Raw genomic sequence first — 17,673 nt, 5'->3', positions numbered from 1 at the left:
GGGGGCCAGCCGGGAGACCGCCCTTAGTGGGCTGTCTTGATCTTCTCGAAGTCGAGCACGTTTTCCTCGGGCGAGGCGTCGATGCTCATCACTTCGCTGCGCTTGGCGATCATGATGTAGGCCAGGCACGCCACATAGATGCCGATCACGATGGTGCCGATCCACTGGATCTGCAGCCACTGGCTCTGGAAGGCCAGGGTCAGGCCGAAGAGCACAACCGCGTTGCCAAGCACATAGGGAATGGTGCCGAAACGTTTGGCCGTCAGGTTCAGGTTGTCGGTGTACAGGCGGATCAGCGAGTCGAAGGAGTTAACCACGAAGATGATGCCCACCGCGACCATGGAGACGTTGATCAGCAGCGTCGTCTCAATGCTGTTCAGGTGGTAGTAGTACAGCACCGAGAACCACACACCCAGCGGGATCGACGGGAAGATCAGCAGCGCTGCCAGAACCTGCCAGGTCTTGAGGCCGCCGACAAAGCGCGAGGTGAACTGGCCGATCATGATCGACCATGCGAACCACCAGAACAGGTAGAACTCATGGTAGTCGGTGAGCGGCAGGATGAACTTGTGGATGTTCGCGAAGTAGCCGCCGATGTTGGAGGCAGTATCAGCGAACGCGCCCAGGCCCATGCCGGCATAGGCCCACATGCCCAGGATCAGCGCCATGAACAGCACGGTGGAGCCGACCGACAGGATACGCACGTATTTGATGTCGGTGGAGGAGAAAGCGGCAAACAGGATCACCAGGAAGGTGATGACATAGAAGGCCGGGATCACCGTCTCGCCGTCACCCATGAAGGTGGCGTAATACGGCAGGTAGATCAGGAACAGCGCGCCGGTGAAGGCGCAGGTGCCGATGATCACGATGTTGTTGATCCACTTCACCAGCGGGATCTCGAAAAACTTCACCCGCGGTTCGATGACGCAGAAATAGAAGGTGGTCAGGAAGTAGAAGCCCCAGATCAGGAAGCCCCAGAAGCCGAATTCCAGCGCCAGCGGGTTGGTGAAGGCATAGGCCGGTTCCGCCGCGGTGTCCGCATAAAGCGGGAAGTCCCAGGCCAGCGGGAACATGATCAGGCCCACGTCCAGGCCGGAGGTGAACAGGATTGCGATGAAGGTGAAAAGGTGAACGGGGGTCACGCCGACGTTGCGGACGTTCCACCACTTGATCACGCAGAACGCCACCAGCGCAAAGGCCAGCAGAATCCCGAATGAGATTATGTAGGTCATATGTCCCTCCCATTTCCGGGCGGTATCCGCCCCTAGACATGGATCGGGTACATAACACAGCCGGCTGACCGGCCAAACGGTTTTTTGAATGGTCGTTCAAGATTTCATTTCGCGCGAACAACAGTTGAAACAGCGCCCCAATTGCCGCACAACTTTGTCATGAGCAGGAAACGCATCCGGGACATCCGCAACGAAGAGCTGATCGAAGCGACCATCGTCGCCGTGCACAAGCGCGGTTACGGCGTTGTAACCATGGCGGAAATCGCGCGGGAGGCCGGGGCCTCGGCAGCCTCGATCAACTACTATTTCGGCTCCAAGGAAGGGCTGATGGAAGCCACAATGCTGCATCTTCTAGGCAAGCTGAGGCGCGCGATGAGCGAAGGTTACGCCACTGCGCGCACGCCAAGAGAGCGGCTGTATGCGGTGATGGATGCGAACTTTGCCGACGATCTGTTCACCGTCCCGCAGTGCAGCATCTGGATGCAGTTCTGGGCAAACGCACCTTATTCGCCGCGCCTCAGCCGCCTGCACCGAATCAACCGGGCCCGGGTGCGCAGCCATTTCCTGGCCGAGCTGCGGGCGCTGCTGCCGGCCGGGCAGGTCGAGACCGCGCGCCAGGCGCTGCAATGCTATATGGACGGTGTCTGGCTGCAGGCTGCGCAGTCCGAAGAGCCGCTGGAACCGGAGGGCGCGCGCGCCGCGGCGCACCGGGTGGTGGATCTGGTGATCCCCTGACCGGCCTCCCCTAGCCTTCCGGCAGGCGGCGGTAGACCAGCCGGTTGCCGCGCGGCAGATAGATCAGGGTCAGTTCGCCGCTGCTCAGCGACTTGATCTGATAGCACAGGCTGGTGCCGCCTTCGCTGTCGCGGGCCATCAGGAAATCGGCGGTAAAGTCCACACCATCGCAGCTGTCCTGAACCGCGATGAATTCCGGCGCCATTGCGCTGCCCATATAGCTGACCTGGCGCACCGCCCCGGAAATGGTGAACCTGTCGCCGGGATCCGCTGCCGAAACCCACTCGCCTTGCAACCGCTGCAGGATCTCGTCGTGGCGGGTCGGCGCGCGCAGCTTGGCACTGTGCAGGTCCAGCTCGCCGTAAGCGCCATAGGAACTGATCATCTTGCCCTCAATTGTCAGGGGGGCGCCCTGCTCCAGCCCCATCAGCAGCGCAAAGACGGGGGCAGTTGCCGCCTTCCCGCTCAAGGCCCGTATCTCAACACCTTCCCGGGCAAAGCGGCAAGCCACCGCAGCGCCGTCCACTTGCCGGCTGCACCCCTGCAAGGTCACATCCGCCTTATAGGTCGTCTCCTCAGCGGCGGCGTGCCGCCCGGGCGGTTCTGCTGGCTGCGAGCGGGAGCTGAGCAGGATTTTCTGAGCGCTGTCACTGGTGCGGGCCCGGGCGAACCCCTGCTCAAGAAAACCGCGGGCGGCGCAATCGCCGCTGCCTTCGATCCGGAACGGGCCGTCCTTGGTGCAGAAGCGGATGCTGTCGTCGCTGAAGGTGTATCCCGCGCTTTCGGCGCGGAAATAGAAAAACCGGCCCTCGTACCCGTCCGGCAGGGGATTGCTGCAGCCGCCCGGCGCCAGAGCGTGCCAGCCCTGGGTCACCCAGCCGCCAGTACCGCGAACTGTCACCGCAAGCTGGTGCACGGCACCGGTATCATTGCAGATACCCGTCCCGGCATTCGCGGCATGCAGATCTGTCAAAGCCGCCAGCAGAAGCGCCGGCAGCCAAAGTAGTACCGCCATTTACAGCCCCCGCTGACACCGTTAAGGGCGCGATTTTACGCCGGACATGTAACATCTATAAGACGATCAAAGCCCAGCCGGGTTACCGGAAGGTGTAGCTGCTTTCTTTTTGATCCTGGCTTCACGCCAGGAGATGAAACTGACCGCAGCGAGGATCAGCCCGCCGCCCGAAACCACCCAGATGTCCACCGGCTCGGCGAAAACCAGGGCGCCCAGCAGGGTGGCCCAGACCAGCTGCAGGAAAGTGACCGGCTGGGTCACCGTCACCGGTGCGGCGGCAAAGGCCAGCGTCATGGTGTAATGTCCCGCGGTGGCAAAGCAGGCGACGCCGAACAGAACCGCTATCTCTGCCAGCGTCGGGGCCACCCAGACCGCCAGCGCAAAGGGGGCAAGGCCAAGGGTGACAAAGACCGAGAGCATCGCCACCACCACAGCCGGGCTGTTGCTGCCGACGGTGAACTTGGCAATCAGGTAGGAGGCGCCGAAGGACACCGCCGTGAACAGCATGGCGATGTGGCCGGGCGAAACCTCGCGGAAGCCCGGGCGCAGGATGATCAGCGCGCCGATCAGGGCAACGGCAATGGCGGTGATCCGGCGGAACGCCAGCTTCTCGCCCAGGAACAGCGCCGCGCCCAGAGTGACATAGACCGGTGAGAGGTAATTCATCGCCGTGACCTCGGCCAGCGGGATCTGGGTCATCGCGTAGAACCACAGGATCACGCCTGCGGAATGCACCGCGCCGCGGCCCGCATATAGCCCCCACAGCCGCGGGGTCAGCCGTGCCTTGCGCAAGGCGCCGATCATCGGCAGCAGAAAGACCAGCCCCAGCAGATAGCGCAGAAAGGCGCTTTCGGCGGGCGGGATGCGGCTGCCCAAGTATTTGACCAGCGCCGTCACCGCGACAAAGCACAGACCGGTCACCACCATCCAGAACACCCCTTTGAGCGGGTTGTGGGCGGCGGGTGCGGTTTCTGCGGTCTGGCTCATGAGGTGAGAGAACACCCGTTCGGGCGGCGGCACAAGACTTCACATGTGAATTAATTCAGGGCGGGCCGCTTTCTGCTCCGGAACGCTGCGGCGTCACGGCAGCGGGATGAACTCCTGATCATCGCCCGGCGGCAGCTGAAAGCGCCCGTGCTGCCAGTCACCGGCGGCCCAGGATTCCTTCGCCGCCTCGATCCGGTCGCGGGAGGAGGCAACGAAGTTCCACCAGATATAGCGCGGCCCGTTCAGCGTCTCGCCGCCCAGCGCCATCAGCCGGGCGCCCTCGGGGCCCGCGGTCACGGTGATTTCGTCGCCTGGGCGGAACACCATCATACGGCCGGCCTCAAAGGTCTCGCCGGCTATTTCGATCGAGCCCTGGGTCACATAGAGGCCCCGGTCCTCGTGGTCGGAGGGCAGTGGCAGTTTGGATCCGGCCTGCAGCACGACATCGGCGTAAAAGGTTTCGGAGTGGAGGGTCGCAGGCGCTTTTTCACCCCAGGCAGTACCGAGGATCAGGCGGACGGCCTTTCCCTCGCCTTCGAGAAGCGGCAACGCCTCTTTGCCGTGGTGCTCGAAGGTCGCGGGCGCATCCTCGTGGCTTTCGGGCAGCGCGATCCAGGTCTGGATGCCAAACAGGCTGCTGGCACCCTGACGGGTCGCGGCGGAGGTGCGCTCGGAATGGGTGACGCCTTCGCCTGCTACCATCCAATTCACCTCGCCCGGATATATCATCTGGTGGGTGCCTAGGGAGTCGCGGTGCTCGAACTCGCCGTCGTAGAGATAGGTGACGGTGCCCAGGCCGATATGCGGGTGCGGGCGCACGTCGATGCCCTGGCCGGTCAGGAACTCCGCAGGCCCGGCCTGGTCGAAAAAGATGAAGGGCCCGACCATCTGGCGGCGCGGCGCGGGCAGCGCGCGGCGGACCTCAAAGCCGCCGATGTCGCGGGCGCGCGGGATGATCACCGTTTCGATCGCGTCGAGATCGCCCGCCTCGGGGCATTGCGGTTCCAGTGCCGGGTTCCAGCTCATCCTTCCCTCCTGTCTGCTGTCATGAGGAAAAGGTAGCGCGTTTCTGCACTGGCGTTAGGGGCACCCGCGCACAGGGGCTGTTCGTCACATCAGCAGGAGCTTGGCGGCAATTGCCCACATGGTGAGGCCGACGATGGCGTCCAGCACCTGCCAGGCGCGCGGGCGGGCAAAGACCGGGGCCAGCAGGCTGGCGCCATAGCCCAGCGTGAAGAAGAAGGTGAAGCTGGCGATGGTGGCCCCGGCAGCAAAGACCAGCGGCTGCGGGTACTGTGCAGAGATCGAGCCGAGGAGCACCACCGTGTCGAGGTACACATGCGGGTTCAGCCAGGTGAGCGCCAGCACGGTGGCCAGCACCGGCAACAGCGCGGCACCTGCGCCCTCCTCCGCTGCCTCCAGCGTCTCCCCGCCCTGCCAGGCGGCGCGCAGGGCGCGGGCACCGTACCAGATCAGGAAGGCCGCACCGCCCCAGCGCATCGCCTGTTCGAACCAGGGCAGCGCCAGCGCCAGGGAACCGAAGCCGAGGACGCCCGCGGTGATCAGCACCGCGTCGGAGCCTGCGCAGGTGAGGCAGATCCAGAACACATGCTGGCGCCGCAGCCCCTGGCGCAGGACAAAGGCATTCTGGGCGCCAATCGCCATGATCAGGCTGAGGCCAAGGGCAAATCCGGCAAGCAGGCTGGGGGGCATCATTGTCTCCATTGGTGTGCTGGCGTTTGACTAATGCCCCGTGCGGGATTAATCCAGTTAAAGTGGTTTAAGCCAGATTAGAGTTACTAATGCAGATGGATCCCAGCCAGCTGGCAGCGCTGAGCGCGGTGCTGCGTCTTGGCTCGTTTGAGGCAGCAGCACATGCGCTGGCGGTGACGCCTTCAGCAGTGTCGCAGCGGATCAAGGCGCTGGAGGACCGCATCGGCACCGCGCTGGTGCTGCGCGGGGCGCCTTGCACCGGCACCGCGGCAGGCCTTCGGATTGCCAAACACGCCGAGGATATCGGCCTGCTGGAGGCGCAGCTGGCGCGGGAGCTGGCGCTGGAGGCGGATCACGGGCCAGTGCGGCTGCGGATTGCGGTCAATGCCGACAGCCTGGCGAGCTGGTTCATCGAAGCGATGGCGGCGGTGGAGGGCGTGCTGTTCGACCTGCTGGTCGATGACCAGGACCACAGCGCAGAATGGCTGAAACGGGGAGAGGTCTCTGCGGCGGTGACTGCGAGTTCCAAGCCGGTGACCGGGTTCGAGGCCTATCCGATCGGCACGCTGGATTACGCGGCGACCGCCAGCCCGGACTTCATGGCGCGCTGGTTTCCGGACGGGGTGACTGCGGAGGCCGCTGCAAAAGCGCCTTGTATGATCTTCAACGCAAAGGACAATCTGCAGCGGCTGTGGCTGGAGCGGAATGTGGCGCCCGGGCTGGCACCGCCTGCGCACTTCCTGCCCTCGACCCAGGCGTTCATTGATGCCGCCGCCGCGGGTCTGGGCTGGGGCATGAACCCGCTGGCGATGGTGGAGGCAGACATCCGCTCCGGCCGGCTGGTGCCGCTTATTCCGGACAGCACGCTGCCGGTGCCGCTCACGTGGCAGGTGGCGCGGGTGATGGCGCCTGCCCTTGCCGAGGTGACGCGCGCGGTGCAGAAATCGGCTAGACTGTATTTAACGCAAAGCTGATCCGGAAAGCCTGCCCATGTTCTCAAAAGACGCCCTGAGCTATGACCCGCTGCCCCTGCCCGACCGGGCAGAGTATTCGGATGCGGAAATGCAGGAAAGGGCGGCAGCTTTCCTGGCCCACATGCGGCGGCGGCACACGGTGCGTGACTATACGGACCGGCCGGTGCCGCGAGCGGTGATCGAGGACTGCATCCGCGCTGCAGGCACTGCGCCCTCGGGGGCCAATCACCAGCCCTGGTTCTTTGCCGCGGTCTCCAGCCCGGAGCTGAAGGCGCGGATCCGGGCAGAGGCCGAGGAAGAGGAAAAGAAGTTCTATGCCGGCGGCGCGGGCGACGAATGGATCAAGGCGCTGGAGCCGATCGGCACCGATGCCGACAAACCGCATCTGACCACCGCCCCCTGGCTGATCGTGGTCTTTGCCCAGCGCTGGGGCGAATTCGAGGACGGCACACGATACAAGAACTACTACGTGCCGGAGAGTGTGAATATCGCCACTGGCGTCCTGCTGACGGCGCTGCATACGGCGGGCCTGTGCACGCTGACCCATACGCCAAACCCGATGAAATTCCTGAACGAAGCGCTGGGGCGCCCGGCCTCGGAAAAGCCCGCCATGATCATTGCCGTGGGCCATCCGGCGGCAGAGGCCACGGTTCCGGCCGTTGCCAAACTGAAGAAACCCCTGGAGGAGATCGCCGTATTTGTAGAGTGACACCAGCTGCGGGGGGCCGGAAAATTCAAATTTTCCGGCCAATTTTCTTGCAAGAAAATTGCACCGCCCGTGGCAGGCGGCGCGGCGGTTGAGACCTCCCGCCTCCCTGCCCCGCAGCCTTGGCTTGCAGGTGGTGCTGCCGCGGGCCTGTCTGGTGCTGGGGTGGCTCGCGCTGAACCAATGGGTCCGGCTGCCGGTGCCGCTGGTATTTGTGCTGATGGCGGCGGACGGGCTGTTTCTGCTGTGGCAGGCCCGGGCGTTCCAGCTGAGCGCCGATGCGCATGTGCGCAGCACCGGGGCGATGATGCCGGTCTGGGGCGGTTACCTGGTGCTGTTGTTTGCAGGCTTTGCTGCGCTGATTCTGTGGTGGGACGCGCTGCTGATTGCCCGGGCGGTGGAGGAGCCCGCCTATGCCGAGCAGCGGCGGCTGGAGCGCGAGGCCAAATACAGCCTGCTTGTGTCCGAAGACGGGCTTGTGCTGGTTTTTGATGGCGAAATCACCCACGGGCTGACGCGGCGGATGGAGGCGGTGCTGGCAAGTGCGCCGGACGTGCGCAGGGTGCGGCTGTCGGGCCCCGGCGGGCTGATCTATGAGGCCCGCGGCGCGGCAAAGCTGATCCGGCGGTATCAGCTGGACACCGAGGCCGCTGCGCTTTGCGCCTCTGCCTGCACTCTGGTCTTTGCTGCCGGGCGCTCCCGCCGCCTGGCAGAGGGCGGGAAGCTGGGATTTCACGGCTATGCGCTGATGTTCGAAGGCGGGCTGCCGCAGGTGGATCTGCTGAAGGAACAGCAGAAAGACCTGGCCTTTTTGCAGCAGCAGGGGATCCGCGCGGAGTTTGCCCGAGACGTTTTCGCCGTCGCCAATGGGGACCTATGGGTCCCGTCAAGCTCCGAGTTGCGGGCGGCCGGGGTGCTCACCGGGGAGGCATTCTGAGGGGGCGCTGCCCCCTCGGCCCCCTGGGCCTCACCCCCGGGATATTTCCAGCCAGATGAAGCTGTTTTGCGCGTCTGCGGCACGAAAAAGGCCCGCCGTTTTGGCGGGCCTTGGTGCATTCGGTCCGAGACAGATCAGAGCTGCGCCATGACCTCGTCGGTGGCCTCGAAGTTGGTGGTGACGCGCTGCACGTCGTCGTCGTCTTCCAGTGCATCGACCAGCTTCATCAGCTTCTGCATGCCTTCCAGGTCCAGCTCGGTGGTGGTGGTCGGCTTCCAGACCAGCTTGGTCGACTCCGATTCACCCAGCTCCGCTTCCAGCGCGTTGGACACATCGTTCAGGTCGCTGTCCGCGCAATAGATGATGTGGCCGTCCTCGGAGCTTTCGACATCCTCGGCACCCGCTTCGATCGCGGCCATCATCACGGTGTCCGCGTCGCCCACGGAGGCCGGATAAGTGACTTCGCCCTTGCGGTCGAACATGAAGCCGACCGAGCCGGTCTCGCCCAGGTTGCCGCCGTTCTTGGAGAAGGTGGAACGCACGTTGGAGGCAGTGCGGTTCTTGTTGTCGGTCATCGCCTCGACGATCACCGCAACGCCATTGGGGCCGTAGCCCTCATAGCGGATTTCGTCATAGTTTTCGGCGTCGCCGCCCACGGCCTTCTTGATCGCGCGCTCGATCACGTCCTTGGGGACGGATTGGCTCTTGGCTTCCTTCACGGCCAGGCGCAGGCGCGGGTTCTTGTCGGGATCGGGGTCGCCCATCTTGGCGGCCACGGTGATCTCCTTGGCCAGCTTGGAAAACAGTTTTGACCGCGCCGCGTCCTGACGGCCCTTGCGGTGCTGAATGTTAGCCCATTTTGAATGGCCTGCCATGGTGCATCCTTGCTGCTGAATATCTGAATTGGCGCTCATATAGCCCGTGCCGGCGCCTGCTTTCAAGCGCCCCTGCCCCGGCTTCGCCCTTGTTCCCTTGTTTTAAGGGGCTAAGGTGGCGGTATGACATTCGATCAAGCTGTTTTGTTTGCCCTTTTTGGTGCCGTCTTTGGCCTGCTTCTGTGGGGGCGCTGGCGCTATGACCTGGTAGCCTTTGCCGCGCTGATGGCGGGCGTGGTGCTGGGGGTGGTGCCCGCGGGCGAGGCCTTTGCCGGCTTTGGGCATCCTGCGACGCTGGTGGTGGCGCTGGTGCTGATCGTCTCGGCCGGGCTGGTGCGTTCGGGCGCGGTGTTCCTGATCACCCGGACGCTGGTGGACAGCGCCCGCGGCCTGGGCGCCCATATCGCGCTGATGGGCGGGGTTGGCGCGGTGCTGTCGGCCTTCATGAACAATGTGGCGGCGTTGGCGCTGCTGATGCCGGTGGACATCCAGACCGCGCGCAAGGCAGGCCGCGCGCCGGGGCTTAGCCTGATGCCCCTGTCCTTTGCCACCATCCTGGGCGGCATGGCGACGCTGATCGGCACACCGCCCAATATCATCATTGCCGCGATCCGCGAGGAGACGCTGGGCGAGCCGTTCCGGATGTTCGATTTCGCCCCCGTAGGCGGCGCGGCGGCGCTGGCGGGGCTGGCGTTTGTGGCGCTGATCGGCTGGCGGCTGATCCCGGCGCGGGAGAATGCGGCCGGCGCCTCGGAGGCGCAGCTGGCGCCTTATATCGCCGAGCTGACGGTGGGCGAGGAGTCCGATCTCATCGGCAAGCGGCTGGGGGAACTGGATGAAGAGGCCGAGAAAGCGGATGTCGCCATTCTCGGGCTTATCCGTGATGGCAAACGGCGTTACGGGCGGTCCGTCGCAGCCATTCTGCGGGAGGGCGACGCGCTGGTGATCGAAGCCGAACCGGAAGCGCTGGATGAATTCCGCAGCGCGCTGAAGCTGGATTTTGCCGATGCCGCCCGGCAGGAGAAACTGACGGCGGCGGGTGAAGGGCTGGAACTGCTGGAGCTGGTGGTGCCCGAAACCGCGCGCATCCGCGGCCGCAGCGCCCAGGCGATCGGCCTGTCCTGGCGGCAAAGCGCGGTGCTGCTGGGAATTTCCCGGCAAGGCCGCCGGATCACCCACCATATCCGCCAGACCAAGATCGAAGCGGGGGATATCCTGCTGCTCTTGTGCCCGCGGGGGCGCAGCGCCGATGTCGCGGATTGGCTGGGCTGCCTGCCGCTGGCCGCCCGCGGCCTGTCGGTGACGGCCAATGACAAGACCTGGGCCGCGATCGGGCTGTTTGCCGCGGCAGTGGTCGCGGCCTCTGTGGGGCTGTTGTACCTGCCTGTGGCGCTGGGTCTGGTTGCGGTTGGATATGTGCTGCTGAAGATCCTGCCGGTGGCGGAAATCTATGACCATGTGGAGTGGCCGGTGGTGGTGCTGCTCGGCTCGATGATCCCGCTGGGCGCGGCCCTTGACGCTTCGGGCGGCACCGCGCTGATTGCCGGAGCGCTGATCACGCTGACAGAGGGGCTGCCGGCCTGGGCGGTGCTGACGGTGCTGATGGTGGTGACCATGACGCTGTCGGATGTGCTGAACAACACTGCCACGGCGATTGTCGCGGCCCCCGTGGGGATCCAGATGGCGGAAACCCTGGGCGTTTCACCCGATCCGTTCCTGATGGCAGTGGCGGTGGCGGCTTCTGCGGCCTTCCTGACCCCTATCGGGCACAAGAACAACACGCTGGTGCTGGGGCCCGGCGGCTACCGCTTTGGCGACTACTGGCGGATGGGCCTGCCGCTGGAAGTGCTGGTCATCGCCGTATCAATCCCGTCCATTCTGATCTTCTGGCCGCTGTGACGGGCGGCGCAAAACTTTTGCTCAAAAGTTTTGTCAAAATCCTTGGCAAGGATTTTGCGGCCGGTTCTGCAGGCTGAGCTGCCTACACGGCACCTGCCAAAGCATGCGATGCCAGCGCGATGGCTGTCGATCCAGCCAAAACAACAAAAAGAAAAACTTTCCTGGTCGCCATGATCACCCCCAATAAAACACTCAACATGTTTCATATGGGGGCAGCGCTGTGAATTTCCCGTAAATATTTGCACGCACAGCGGGACACCGCCGCTTTTGCGTCACTTTGTCCTTGATCAGAGCGGCCAGATGAAGGGGATGATCACCGAGGCCAGCATGCCGACGGTCAGGTTCAGAGGGATGCCGACGCGCAGGAAATCGGTGAATTTATAGCCGCCGGGCCCGTAGACCAGCGTATTGGTCTGATATCCGATCGGAGTCGCAAAGGAGGCCGAAGCCGCGACCATCACCGCCACCACCAGCGGCCGCGGATCGACACCCATGGCCTGCGCCAGGCCGATGGCGATCGGTGTGACGACCACTGCGACCGCGTTGTTGGACACCAGCTCGGTCAGCACCGAGGTCAGCAGGTAAACCGCCCAGACCAGCAGGAACGGCGGCAGCATCGACAGGGCCGGAGCAATGGCGTTGACGATCAGGCTGACGGCGCCGGAGCTTTCCAGTGCCGCACCAATCGCCAGCATCGAGAAGATCAGCGCCAATAGCCGCCCGTCGACAAAGGAAAACGCCTCGTCCGCGTCGATGCAGCGGGTGATGAACACAAGCGACACAGACAGCACCGACAGCATCAGGATCGGCGCAACCCCAAAGGCCGCCAGAACCACGATGCTGAACAGCGCCACAACCGCAATCGGCGCGTGGCTGCGGCGGTAGGCGCGCTGGGTCGGCTGAGAGACATCCGCCAGATCCATATCCGACGCCAGGCGCTGGATGTCGGCGGGAGCGCCCTCCAGCAGCAGGGTGTCGCCGATCCGGACCACAAGGTCGTCGAGCTGCACGCCGATATTCTGGTTCCGCCGGTGCACTGCCAGCGTATAAACGCCATAGCGGCGGCGCAGGCGCAGGGCGCCAAGCGAGCGGCCGACCATGCGGCAGCCCGGGGTGATCAGCACCTCTACGGTCTGGGTCTCCACCGCGGAGACCTGATCGACCCGCTTCAGCTCCTTGTTGCTTTGCAGGCTCAAAAGCTCGGTCATCCGGGTGCGCAGAACGACACGGTCGCCGACCTGCAGCTCCACCCCTTCGAGATTGCGGCGCAGCGAGGCATCTCCGCGGATCACGTCGATCAGCCGCACACCCGGGCGTTTGAACAGCTGCACGCCGGTGACTTCGCGGCCGATCAGGTTGCTTTCAGGCGGGATCACGGCCTCGGTGAAGAACTTCATCTTCGATTTGTCGCTGAGCAGCGAGGCCATGCTGTCGCGGGCCGGCAGCAGCCGCGGCGCGATGAAGCGCAAATAGACCATGCCATAGGCAACCAGGATCAGCCCCAGCGGGGTAACTTCAAAAATGGTGAAGGGTTTCAGGCCTTGCGCCCGGGCGACACCGTCCACCAGCAGGTTGGTCGAAGTGCCGATCAGCGTCAGCGTGCCGCCGAGGATCGCCGCATAGCTGAGCGGGATCAGCATCTTGGAGGCCGAGACATTGAGAGTGCGGGCAATCTGGATGAACACCGGGATCATCACCACCACCACAGGGGTATTGGAGACCACCGCCGACGCGGAAACCACAAAAGCCATCAGCAGGCCCACTGCAAGCTTCGGGTTGACACCCGCCTGCTTCTTGGCTGCCTGGGTGAAAGCATCGAGCGCGCCGGTGCGCACCAGGGCACCCATGATGATGAACATCGCGGCAATGGTCCACGGCGCCGGGTTGGCCAGCACCGGCAGCGCCGCGCTGTAGGGCAGCACGCCGGTGGCCAGCATCGCCGCAACGCCGGTCAGCGCCACCACTTCAGTCGGGTAGGTTTCCCGCAGGAACGCCACAAACATGGCCAGGACAATTGCAAGCGCCAGAAACGCGCTGCCGGTGTCACCAAGTTGGATAAACTGCATGTGCCGTGACTACGCCCATATTGATTAACGCGGGTTTAGCGCGCGGGGCGGCGCGCCGCCATCGCGCAGTCTCCCCGAAACCCTTTGGCGGAGCAAGGATTTCCGCATTTACAGCGGCTCCTCCGGCGCCATTCAGGAGAATATGCAGTAAATCCCTTCTTTTCCGGCCGATCCTTCCGCCTTCGAACATCTTCGCAAGGGTTTCATCCCGCTCAGGGCAGCGCTTCCTGCAGCAGCCCGCCGTTGCGCACCATGCGAATCTGTTTGGCCGCACCGGTCCGGTCGTCGGTTTCAACAAAGACACCGGACAGGGTGGCTTCGCCATTTGCCGGGGAAAAGCGTGTCTTCGGCATTCCGGTCAGGAAACGGCGCATCGGTTCGGCCTTGTCCATGCCGATGACCGAATTGTAATCGCCGCACATGCCAGCGTCGGTCAGGTAGCCGGTGCCTTCGGAGAGGATCTGTGCGTCTGCGGTCGGCACATGGGTGTGCGTGCCCGCGACCAGGGAGGCGCGGCCATTGCAGAAATGGCCCATCGCCATTTTCTCGGATGTGGCCTCGCAATGCATGTCGACGATGACCGCCTGAGCGAGCCCGCCGCGCGGGTGTGATTTCAGCACTGCCTCCACCGCGCCGAAGGGATCATCGAAGGCGCGTTTCATGAAAACCTGTCCCAGCACCTGCACCACCAGCACCTTGCGCCCGCCCGGCGCGTTGAACAGCCGGTAGCCGCGGCCCGGCGCGCCCTTGGCAAAGTTCAGCGGCCGGATGATGCGCGGCTCTTTCTCGATGTACTGCAGCATGTCCTTCTGGTCGAAGGCATGATCGCCGAGCGTCAGGCAGTCGACACCCGCATCCAGCAGCAGCTTGGCGTGCTCGCCGCTCAGCCCCATGCCATTGGAGGCATTTTCGCCGTTCACCACAACAAAATCGAGCCGCCACTCGTCACGCAGCCGCGGCAGGTTTTCGGTGACGGCGCGGCGCCCGGCGCGGCCCATCACATCGCCTAGAAACAGAATTCGCATTGCGGCGTGGTACGCGGATGCGCCCGGCAGGACAAGTCCCGCGGCGGGCGCTCAAAACTTTTCTGAAAAGTTTTGCCAGGGTTTTTTGTGAAAATCCTGGCTGCCTGGCCCGCGTCAGCGGCTGAATTGCAGCACGCGGCTCTCGGTGACGATCATGTCCAGAGGCTGGTCGGTGGGCTCCAGCGGCAGGTCCTCGGCCTCCTGGGCGTCAAAGGCAAAGCCGATCGCCAGCGTCGCCCGCTTGCCGCGCAGCAGTTCCAGCGTGCGGTCGTAGAAACCGCCGCCGTACCCCAGCCGTCCGCCCTTGGCATCAAAGGCAACCAGCGGCACAATCAGGATTTCCGGCTCAAAGAAGTCGTCAGCCTCGGGCACCATGGCGCCGAACGGGCCTTCGCGCAGCGGCCCATCGGGCTGCCAGCGGCTGAACTGAAGGGGCTGGCCCGCGGCCATGATCACCGGCACGCCGACAGGCCCATGCGCGGCGGCCTCGGCCATCGCGGGCAGCGGGTCGATTTCGGTGCGGATCGGCATGTAGCCCGACAGCGGCACGCCGCGGTAGCCGGCCAGCACCTCCGACAGGTGGCCTGCCGCACCTGGGATGTTGCGGGCGTGCGCCTCCTTGCGGCGGGCGAAGGCAGCCTTGCGGGCGGCGGCCTTGATTTCAGTCAGATCCGTCATGGCGGTCTCCTACAGCAGTACGGCGGCGGCGAGGCCGAGGAAGGCAAAGAAGCCGACCACATCGGTCACCGTGGTCACAAAGGCGCCTGAAGCCAGCGCCGGGTCAATTCCGGCTTTCTCCAGTAAAACCGGGATCACCGTGCCTGCGAGCCCGGCGACGACCAGATTGATCACCATCGCGACGGCAATCACGCCGCCCAGCACAGGCGAGCCGAACCACGCGATGCCGACAACTGCCATCACCACCGCAAAGATCACCCCGTTGACCAGCCCCACCAGCACCTCACGCCGGATCACCCGCCAGACGTTGGAGCCGGTGAGGTCGCGGGTGGCAATCGCGCGCACCGCCACAGTCAGCGACTGGGTGCCGGCATTGCCGCCCATGGAGGCGACAATCGGCATCAGCACCGCCAGCGCCACAAACTGGGCGATAGTGTCCTCGAACAGCGCGATCACCAGCGAGGCCAGCACCGCCGTCACCAGGTTCACCGCCAGCCAGGGGAACCGGCGCTTGGTGGTCTCGATCACCTTGTCGGCCAGCGAGCTTTCCTCGCCGACACCGGCCAGGCGCAGGATGTCCTCCTCGTGCTCCTCGTCCAGCACGATCATCGCGTCGTCGATGGTAATCACCCCGACCAGGCGGCCCTCGTCGTCGACCACCGGGGCCGAAATCAAGTGGTACTGGTTGAAGGCATAGGCGACGTCTTCCTCGTCCTGATCCGCCGGAATGACCTGGAAGGTCTCTTCCAGCAGATCGGTCAGCGGCACCTCGCGCTTGGAGGACATGATCCGTCCCAGGGTCACGTTGCCGACCGGATGCGCGCGCGGGTCGACCACCACCACGTGATAGAATTGTTCCGGCAGATCGTCGGATGCGCGCATGTAATCAATGGCCTGGCCGACGTTCCAGTGTTCCGGCGCCATCACCACTTCGCGCTGCATCAGGCGGCCTGCGGAGTTTTCCGGATAGCTCAGCGACTGCTCGACCGCGACCCGGTCGGCGTCTTCCAGCACCTCGAGGATGGCTTCCTGCTGCGGCTCCTCCAGGTCTTCCAGGAGGTCGACCACATCGTCGCTTTCCAGCTCCCGCACCGCCTCGGCCAGAACCGCGGGTTTGAGGATGGAGATCACTTCCTCGCGGATGCTGTCGTCCAGCTCCGAGAGGATTTCGCCGTCGAACTCCCGGTCGTAGAGGTGGATCAGCCGGGTCCGTTCGGCTGAATCGATCTGTTCCAGAAGGTCGGCGATGTCGGCGGCGTGCAGGTCTTCCAGCAGCTCGGTCAGAGTCTGCTGATCGCCCTGCTCCACCGCTTCCAGGATCTGTGCGACCAGCTTGCGGTCCAGATCATAGGCGTCGTCCTGAGACAGGTCGCCGGAGATGTTGTCGCCGCTGCTCATGTGATGCCCCCGGGATATTATGTGAGTATTTGCCTGCAAAATAGAAGAAGCCGCTACCGGAAAACAATGACAATGGCATATTCTGTCCGGAGCTGATGCGCGGGTATCCTGCGTTGCGCTGATTTGCAAGGAAAGGGTTGAACGAATGGGCACCGGAGTCATCCTGAAAGGACAGGTGCTGTCCTATACCCGCTCCCCCTTTACCGGTGGCAGCCCGGAAGATGCGGCCCGGCTGCAGGAGGCGGTGGCGGTGCAGAACGGGGTGATTACGGGCACCGGCACGCTATCCGAGATGCAGGCGCTGCTGCCGGGGGCTGAGGTGCGCGATCACGGGCAGAATCTGATCCTGGCCGGCTTTGTCGATGCCCATGTGCATTACCCGCAGACCGCGATCATCGCCAGCTGGGGCAAGCGGCTGATCGACTGGCTGAACAGCTATACCTTTCCGGAGGAAATGCGGTTTGCGGACCGGGCCTATGCCGATGAAATCGCCGCGCGCTATCTGGAACTGACCGCGGCGCATGGCACCACCACGGTCTGCAGCTATTGCACCATCCACCCCGAAAGCGTCGATGCTTTCTTCACCGCTGCTCAGGCGCGCGGCCAGCGGGTGGCTGCGGGCAAGACCTGCATGGACCGAAACGCGCCGGAGGGCCTGCGGGACACCGCGCAGTCAGCCTATGACGACTCGGAGGCGTTGATCGGACGCTGGCACGGGGTGGACCGTTTGGAATACGCCATCACACCTCGGTTCTCCCCCACTTCGACGCCGGAGCAGCTGGAGGCGATGGGCGCGCTTTGGGGCAAGCACCCGGAGTGCCTGATGCAGACGCATCTGAGCGAGCAGACCGATGAGATTGCCTGGGTCCGGGAGCTGTTTCCGCAAGCGCGGGATTACCTGGACACCTATGAGGAATTCGGCCTGCTGGGCGCCAAGGGGCTCTACGGCCACGCCATCCATCTGGAGGAGCGTGAACGGCACCGGCTGCGCGAATACGGCGCAGCGCTGATCCATTGCCCGACGTCCAACACCTTCATAGGATCGGGCCTGTTCGACATGGCCGGGCTGATGGCCGAGGGCCAGCGGATCGGCCTTGCGACCGACACCGGCGGCGGATCGAGCTTTTCGATGCTGCGCACAATGGCGGCGGCTTATGAAATCGGCCAGCTGCGCGGTACGCCCCTGCACGCGGCTCAGCTGTTGTGGCTGGCGACCCAAGGGTCTGCCGTGGCGCTGCGGATGGACGGGAAGATCGGCAATATCAAGGCAGGCATGGAAGCGGATCTGGTGGTGCTGGACCTAGCCTCGACCCCGGCTATCTCCCAGAGGTCGGAGAGGGCTGAAGATGTCTGGGAAGCAGTGTTCCCGACCATCATGATGGGCGATGACCGGGCCATTTCCGAAGTCTGGATTGGTGGCCGCCGGGTTTAGG

At 64.2% G+C, this 17,673-nt stretch carries 16 protein-coding genes; 6 read left to right on the top strand and 10 right to left on the bottom strand.

Going from position 1 to position 17,673, the window contains the following annotated elements; genetic code table 11:
* Positions 1-23: 23 nt before the first annotated feature.
* On the bottom strand, positions 24-1,232 hold the full coding sequence (locus tag AC5STI_RS01745) for a BCCT family transporter (RefSeq protein WP_490398575.1): 1,209 nt from the start codon (positions 1,230-1,232) through the stop codon (positions 24-26).
* Positions 1,233-1,391: 159 nt separating this feature from the next.
* On the opposite strand from AC5STI_RS01745, the gene betI reads away from it, so the two are divergent.
* On the top strand, positions 1,392-1,967 hold the full coding sequence (gene betI, locus AC5STI_RS01740) for a choline-binding transcriptional repressor BetI (protein WP_490398576.1): 576 nt from the start codon (positions 1,392-1,394) through the stop codon (positions 1,965-1,967).
* A gap of 10 nt (positions 1,968-1,977) precedes the next feature.
* Here the strand turns inward: betI and AC5STI_RS01735 are convergent, their stop codons facing one another.
* The 4 genes from AC5STI_RS01735 to AC5STI_RS01720 form a co-directional block, all read right to left on the bottom strand.
* Positions 1,978-2,982 (bottom strand): DUF1036 domain-containing protein, encoded by a 1,005-nt coding sequence (locus AC5STI_RS01735; protein WP_495445368.1) that lies wholly within the window; start codon positions 2,980-2,982, stop codon positions 1,978-1,980.
* Positions 2,983-3,048: 66 nt separating this feature from the next.
* Positions 3,049-3,969 (bottom strand): DMT family transporter, encoded by a 921-nt coding sequence (locus AC5STI_RS01730; RefSeq protein ID WP_495445367.1) that lies wholly within the window; start codon positions 3,967-3,969, stop codon positions 3,049-3,051.
* A gap of 93 nt (positions 3,970-4,062) precedes the next feature.
* The gene (locus AC5STI_RS01725; protein ID WP_495445366.1) at positions 4,063-4,995 is read right to left on the bottom strand and encodes a pirin family protein; all 933 of its coding nucleotides are present in this window, start codon (positions 4,993-4,995) and stop codon (positions 4,063-4,065) included.
* 84 nt (positions 4,996-5,079) lie between these two features.
* Positions 5,080-5,682, bottom strand: a complete 603-nt coding sequence (locus tag AC5STI_RS01720) for a LysE/ArgO family amino acid transporter (protein ID WP_490398580.1) — start codon at positions 5,680-5,682, stop codon at positions 5,080-5,082.
* A gap of 89 nt (positions 5,683-5,771) precedes the next feature.
* Between AC5STI_RS01720 and AC5STI_RS01715 the strand changes: the two genes are divergently transcribed.
* The 3 genes from AC5STI_RS01715 (at position 5,772) to AC5STI_RS01705 (ending at position 8,299) form a co-directional block, all read left to right on the top strand.
* Positions 5,772-6,656, top strand: coding sequence for a LysR family transcriptional regulator ArgP (locus AC5STI_RS01715; protein WP_495445365.1), 885 nt, complete (start codon positions 5,772-5,774; stop codon positions 6,654-6,656).
* A 16-nt stretch (positions 6,657-6,672) separates the two neighbouring features.
* A complete protein-coding gene (locus AC5STI_RS01710) occupies positions 6,673-7,365 on the top strand; it encodes a nitroreductase family protein (protein WP_495445364.1) in 693 nt (230 codons plus the stop codon).
* An 88-nt stretch (positions 7,366-7,453) separates the two neighbouring features.
* Positions 7,454-8,299, top strand: a complete 846-nt coding sequence (locus AC5STI_RS01705; protein ID WP_495445363.1) for a COG3904 family protein — start codon at positions 7,454-7,456, stop codon at positions 8,297-8,299.
* A gap of 134 nt (positions 8,300-8,433) precedes the next feature.
* On the opposite strand, the gene AC5STI_RS01700 is transcribed toward AC5STI_RS01705, so the two are convergent.
* Positions 8,434-9,174, bottom strand: coding sequence for a YebC/PmpR family DNA-binding transcriptional regulator (locus AC5STI_RS01700; protein WP_475050981.1), 741 nt, complete (start codon positions 9,172-9,174; stop codon positions 8,434-8,436).
* Positions 9,175-9,297: 123 nt separating this feature from the next.
* Between AC5STI_RS01700 and AC5STI_RS01695 the strand changes: the two genes are divergently transcribed.
* On the top strand, positions 9,298-11,073 hold the full coding sequence (locus AC5STI_RS01695; RefSeq protein ID WP_490398584.1) for an SLC13 family permease: 1,776 nt from the start codon (positions 9,298-9,300) through the stop codon (positions 11,071-11,073).
* Between the two features lie 287 nt (positions 11,074-11,360).
* Here AC5STI_RS01695 and AC5STI_RS01690 read toward each other — a convergent pair whose 3' ends face one another.
* The 4 genes from AC5STI_RS01690 to mgtE all read right to left on the bottom strand — a co-directional run bounded on the left by AC5STI_RS01690 (position 11,361) and on the right by mgtE (position 16,240).
* Entirely contained in the window at positions 11,361-13,139 is a 1,779-nt protein-coding gene (locus tag AC5STI_RS01690) for an SLC13 family permease (RefSeq protein ID WP_475050979.1), read from the bottom strand.
* 212 nt (positions 13,140-13,351) lie between these two features.
* Positions 13,352-14,164, bottom strand: a complete 813-nt coding sequence (locus tag AC5STI_RS01685; RefSeq protein ID WP_475050978.1) for a TIGR00282 family metallophosphoesterase — start codon at positions 14,162-14,164, stop codon at positions 13,352-13,354.
* A 114-nt stretch (positions 14,165-14,278) separates the two neighbouring features.
* Positions 14,279-14,842, bottom strand: coding sequence for a 5-formyltetrahydrofolate cyclo-ligase (locus AC5STI_RS01680; protein WP_495445362.1), 564 nt, complete (start codon positions 14,840-14,842; stop codon positions 14,279-14,281).
* Between the two features lie 9 nt (positions 14,843-14,851).
* Positions 14,852-16,240, bottom strand: a complete 1,389-nt coding sequence (gene mgtE / locus AC5STI_RS01675) for a magnesium transporter (RefSeq protein WP_495445361.1) — start codon at positions 16,238-16,240, stop codon at positions 14,852-14,854.
* A gap of 145 nt (positions 16,241-16,385) precedes the next feature.
* On the opposite strand from mgtE, the gene guaD reads away from it, so the two are divergent.
* The gene (gene guaD, locus AC5STI_RS01670; protein ID WP_495445360.1) at positions 16,386-17,672 is read left to right on the top strand and encodes a guanine deaminase; all 1,287 of its coding nucleotides are present in this window, start codon (positions 16,386-16,388) and stop codon (positions 17,670-17,672) included.
* Position 17,673: the final 1 nt, after the last annotated feature.

Source organism: Leisingera sp. CC-HEC096, from assembly GCF_059429235.1.
Note: the sequence above shows the minus strand (reverse complement) of the source record. Positions and strands in the feature narration are given on the sequence as shown.

Coding starts and splice junctions, on each gene's coding strand:
- AC5STI_RS01745 (WP_490398575.1), bottom strand. CDS start 1,232: ATGACCTACATAATCTCATTCGGGATTCTGCTGGCCTTTGCGCTGGTG.
- betI (WP_490398576.1), top strand. CDS start 1,392: ATGAGCAGGAAACGCATCCGGGACATCCGCAACGAAGAGCTGATCGAA.
- AC5STI_RS01735 (WP_495445368.1), bottom strand. CDS start 2,982: ATGGCGGTACTACTTTGGCTGCCGGCGCTTCTGCTGGCGGCTTTGACA.
- AC5STI_RS01730 (WP_495445367.1), bottom strand. CDS start 3,969: ATGAGCCAGACCGCAGAAACCGCACCCGCCGCCCACAACCCGCTCAAA.
- AC5STI_RS01725 (WP_495445366.1), bottom strand. CDS start 4,995: ATGAGCTGGAACCCGGCACTGGAACCGCAATGCCCCGAGGCGGGCGAT.
- AC5STI_RS01720 (WP_490398580.1), bottom strand. CDS start 5,682: ATGCCCCCCAGCCTGCTTGCCGGATTTGCCCTTGGCCTCAGCCTGATC.
- AC5STI_RS01715 (WP_495445365.1), top strand. CDS start 5,772: ATGCAGATGGATCCCAGCCAGCTGGCAGCGCTGAGCGCGGTGCTGCGT.
- AC5STI_RS01710 (WP_495445364.1), top strand. CDS start 6,673: ATGTTCTCAAAAGACGCCCTGAGCTATGACCCGCTGCCCCTGCCCGAC.
- AC5STI_RS01700 (WP_475050981.1), bottom strand. CDS start 9,174: ATGGCAGGCCATTCAAAATGGGCTAACATTCAGCACCGCAAGGGCCGT.
- AC5STI_RS01695 (WP_490398584.1), top strand. CDS start 9,298: ATGACATTCGATCAAGCTGTTTTGTTTGCCCTTTTTGGTGCCGTCTTT.
- AC5STI_RS01690 (WP_475050979.1), bottom strand. CDS start 13,139: ATGCAGTTTATCCAACTTGGTGACACCGGCAGCGCGTTTCTGGCGCTT.
- AC5STI_RS01685 (WP_475050978.1), bottom strand. CDS start 14,164: ATGCGAATTCTGTTTCTAGGCGATGTGATGGGCCGCGCCGGGCGCCGC.
- AC5STI_RS01680 (WP_495445362.1), bottom strand. CDS start 14,842: ATGACGGATCTGACTGAAATCAAGGCCGCCGCCCGCAAGGCTGCCTTC.
- mgtE (WP_495445361.1), bottom strand. CDS start 16,240: ATGAGCAGCGGCGACAACATCTCCGGCGACCTGTCTCAGGACGACGCC.
- guaD (WP_495445360.1), top strand. CDS start 16,386: ATGGGCACCGGAGTCATCCTGAAAGGACAGGTGCTGTCCTATACCCGC.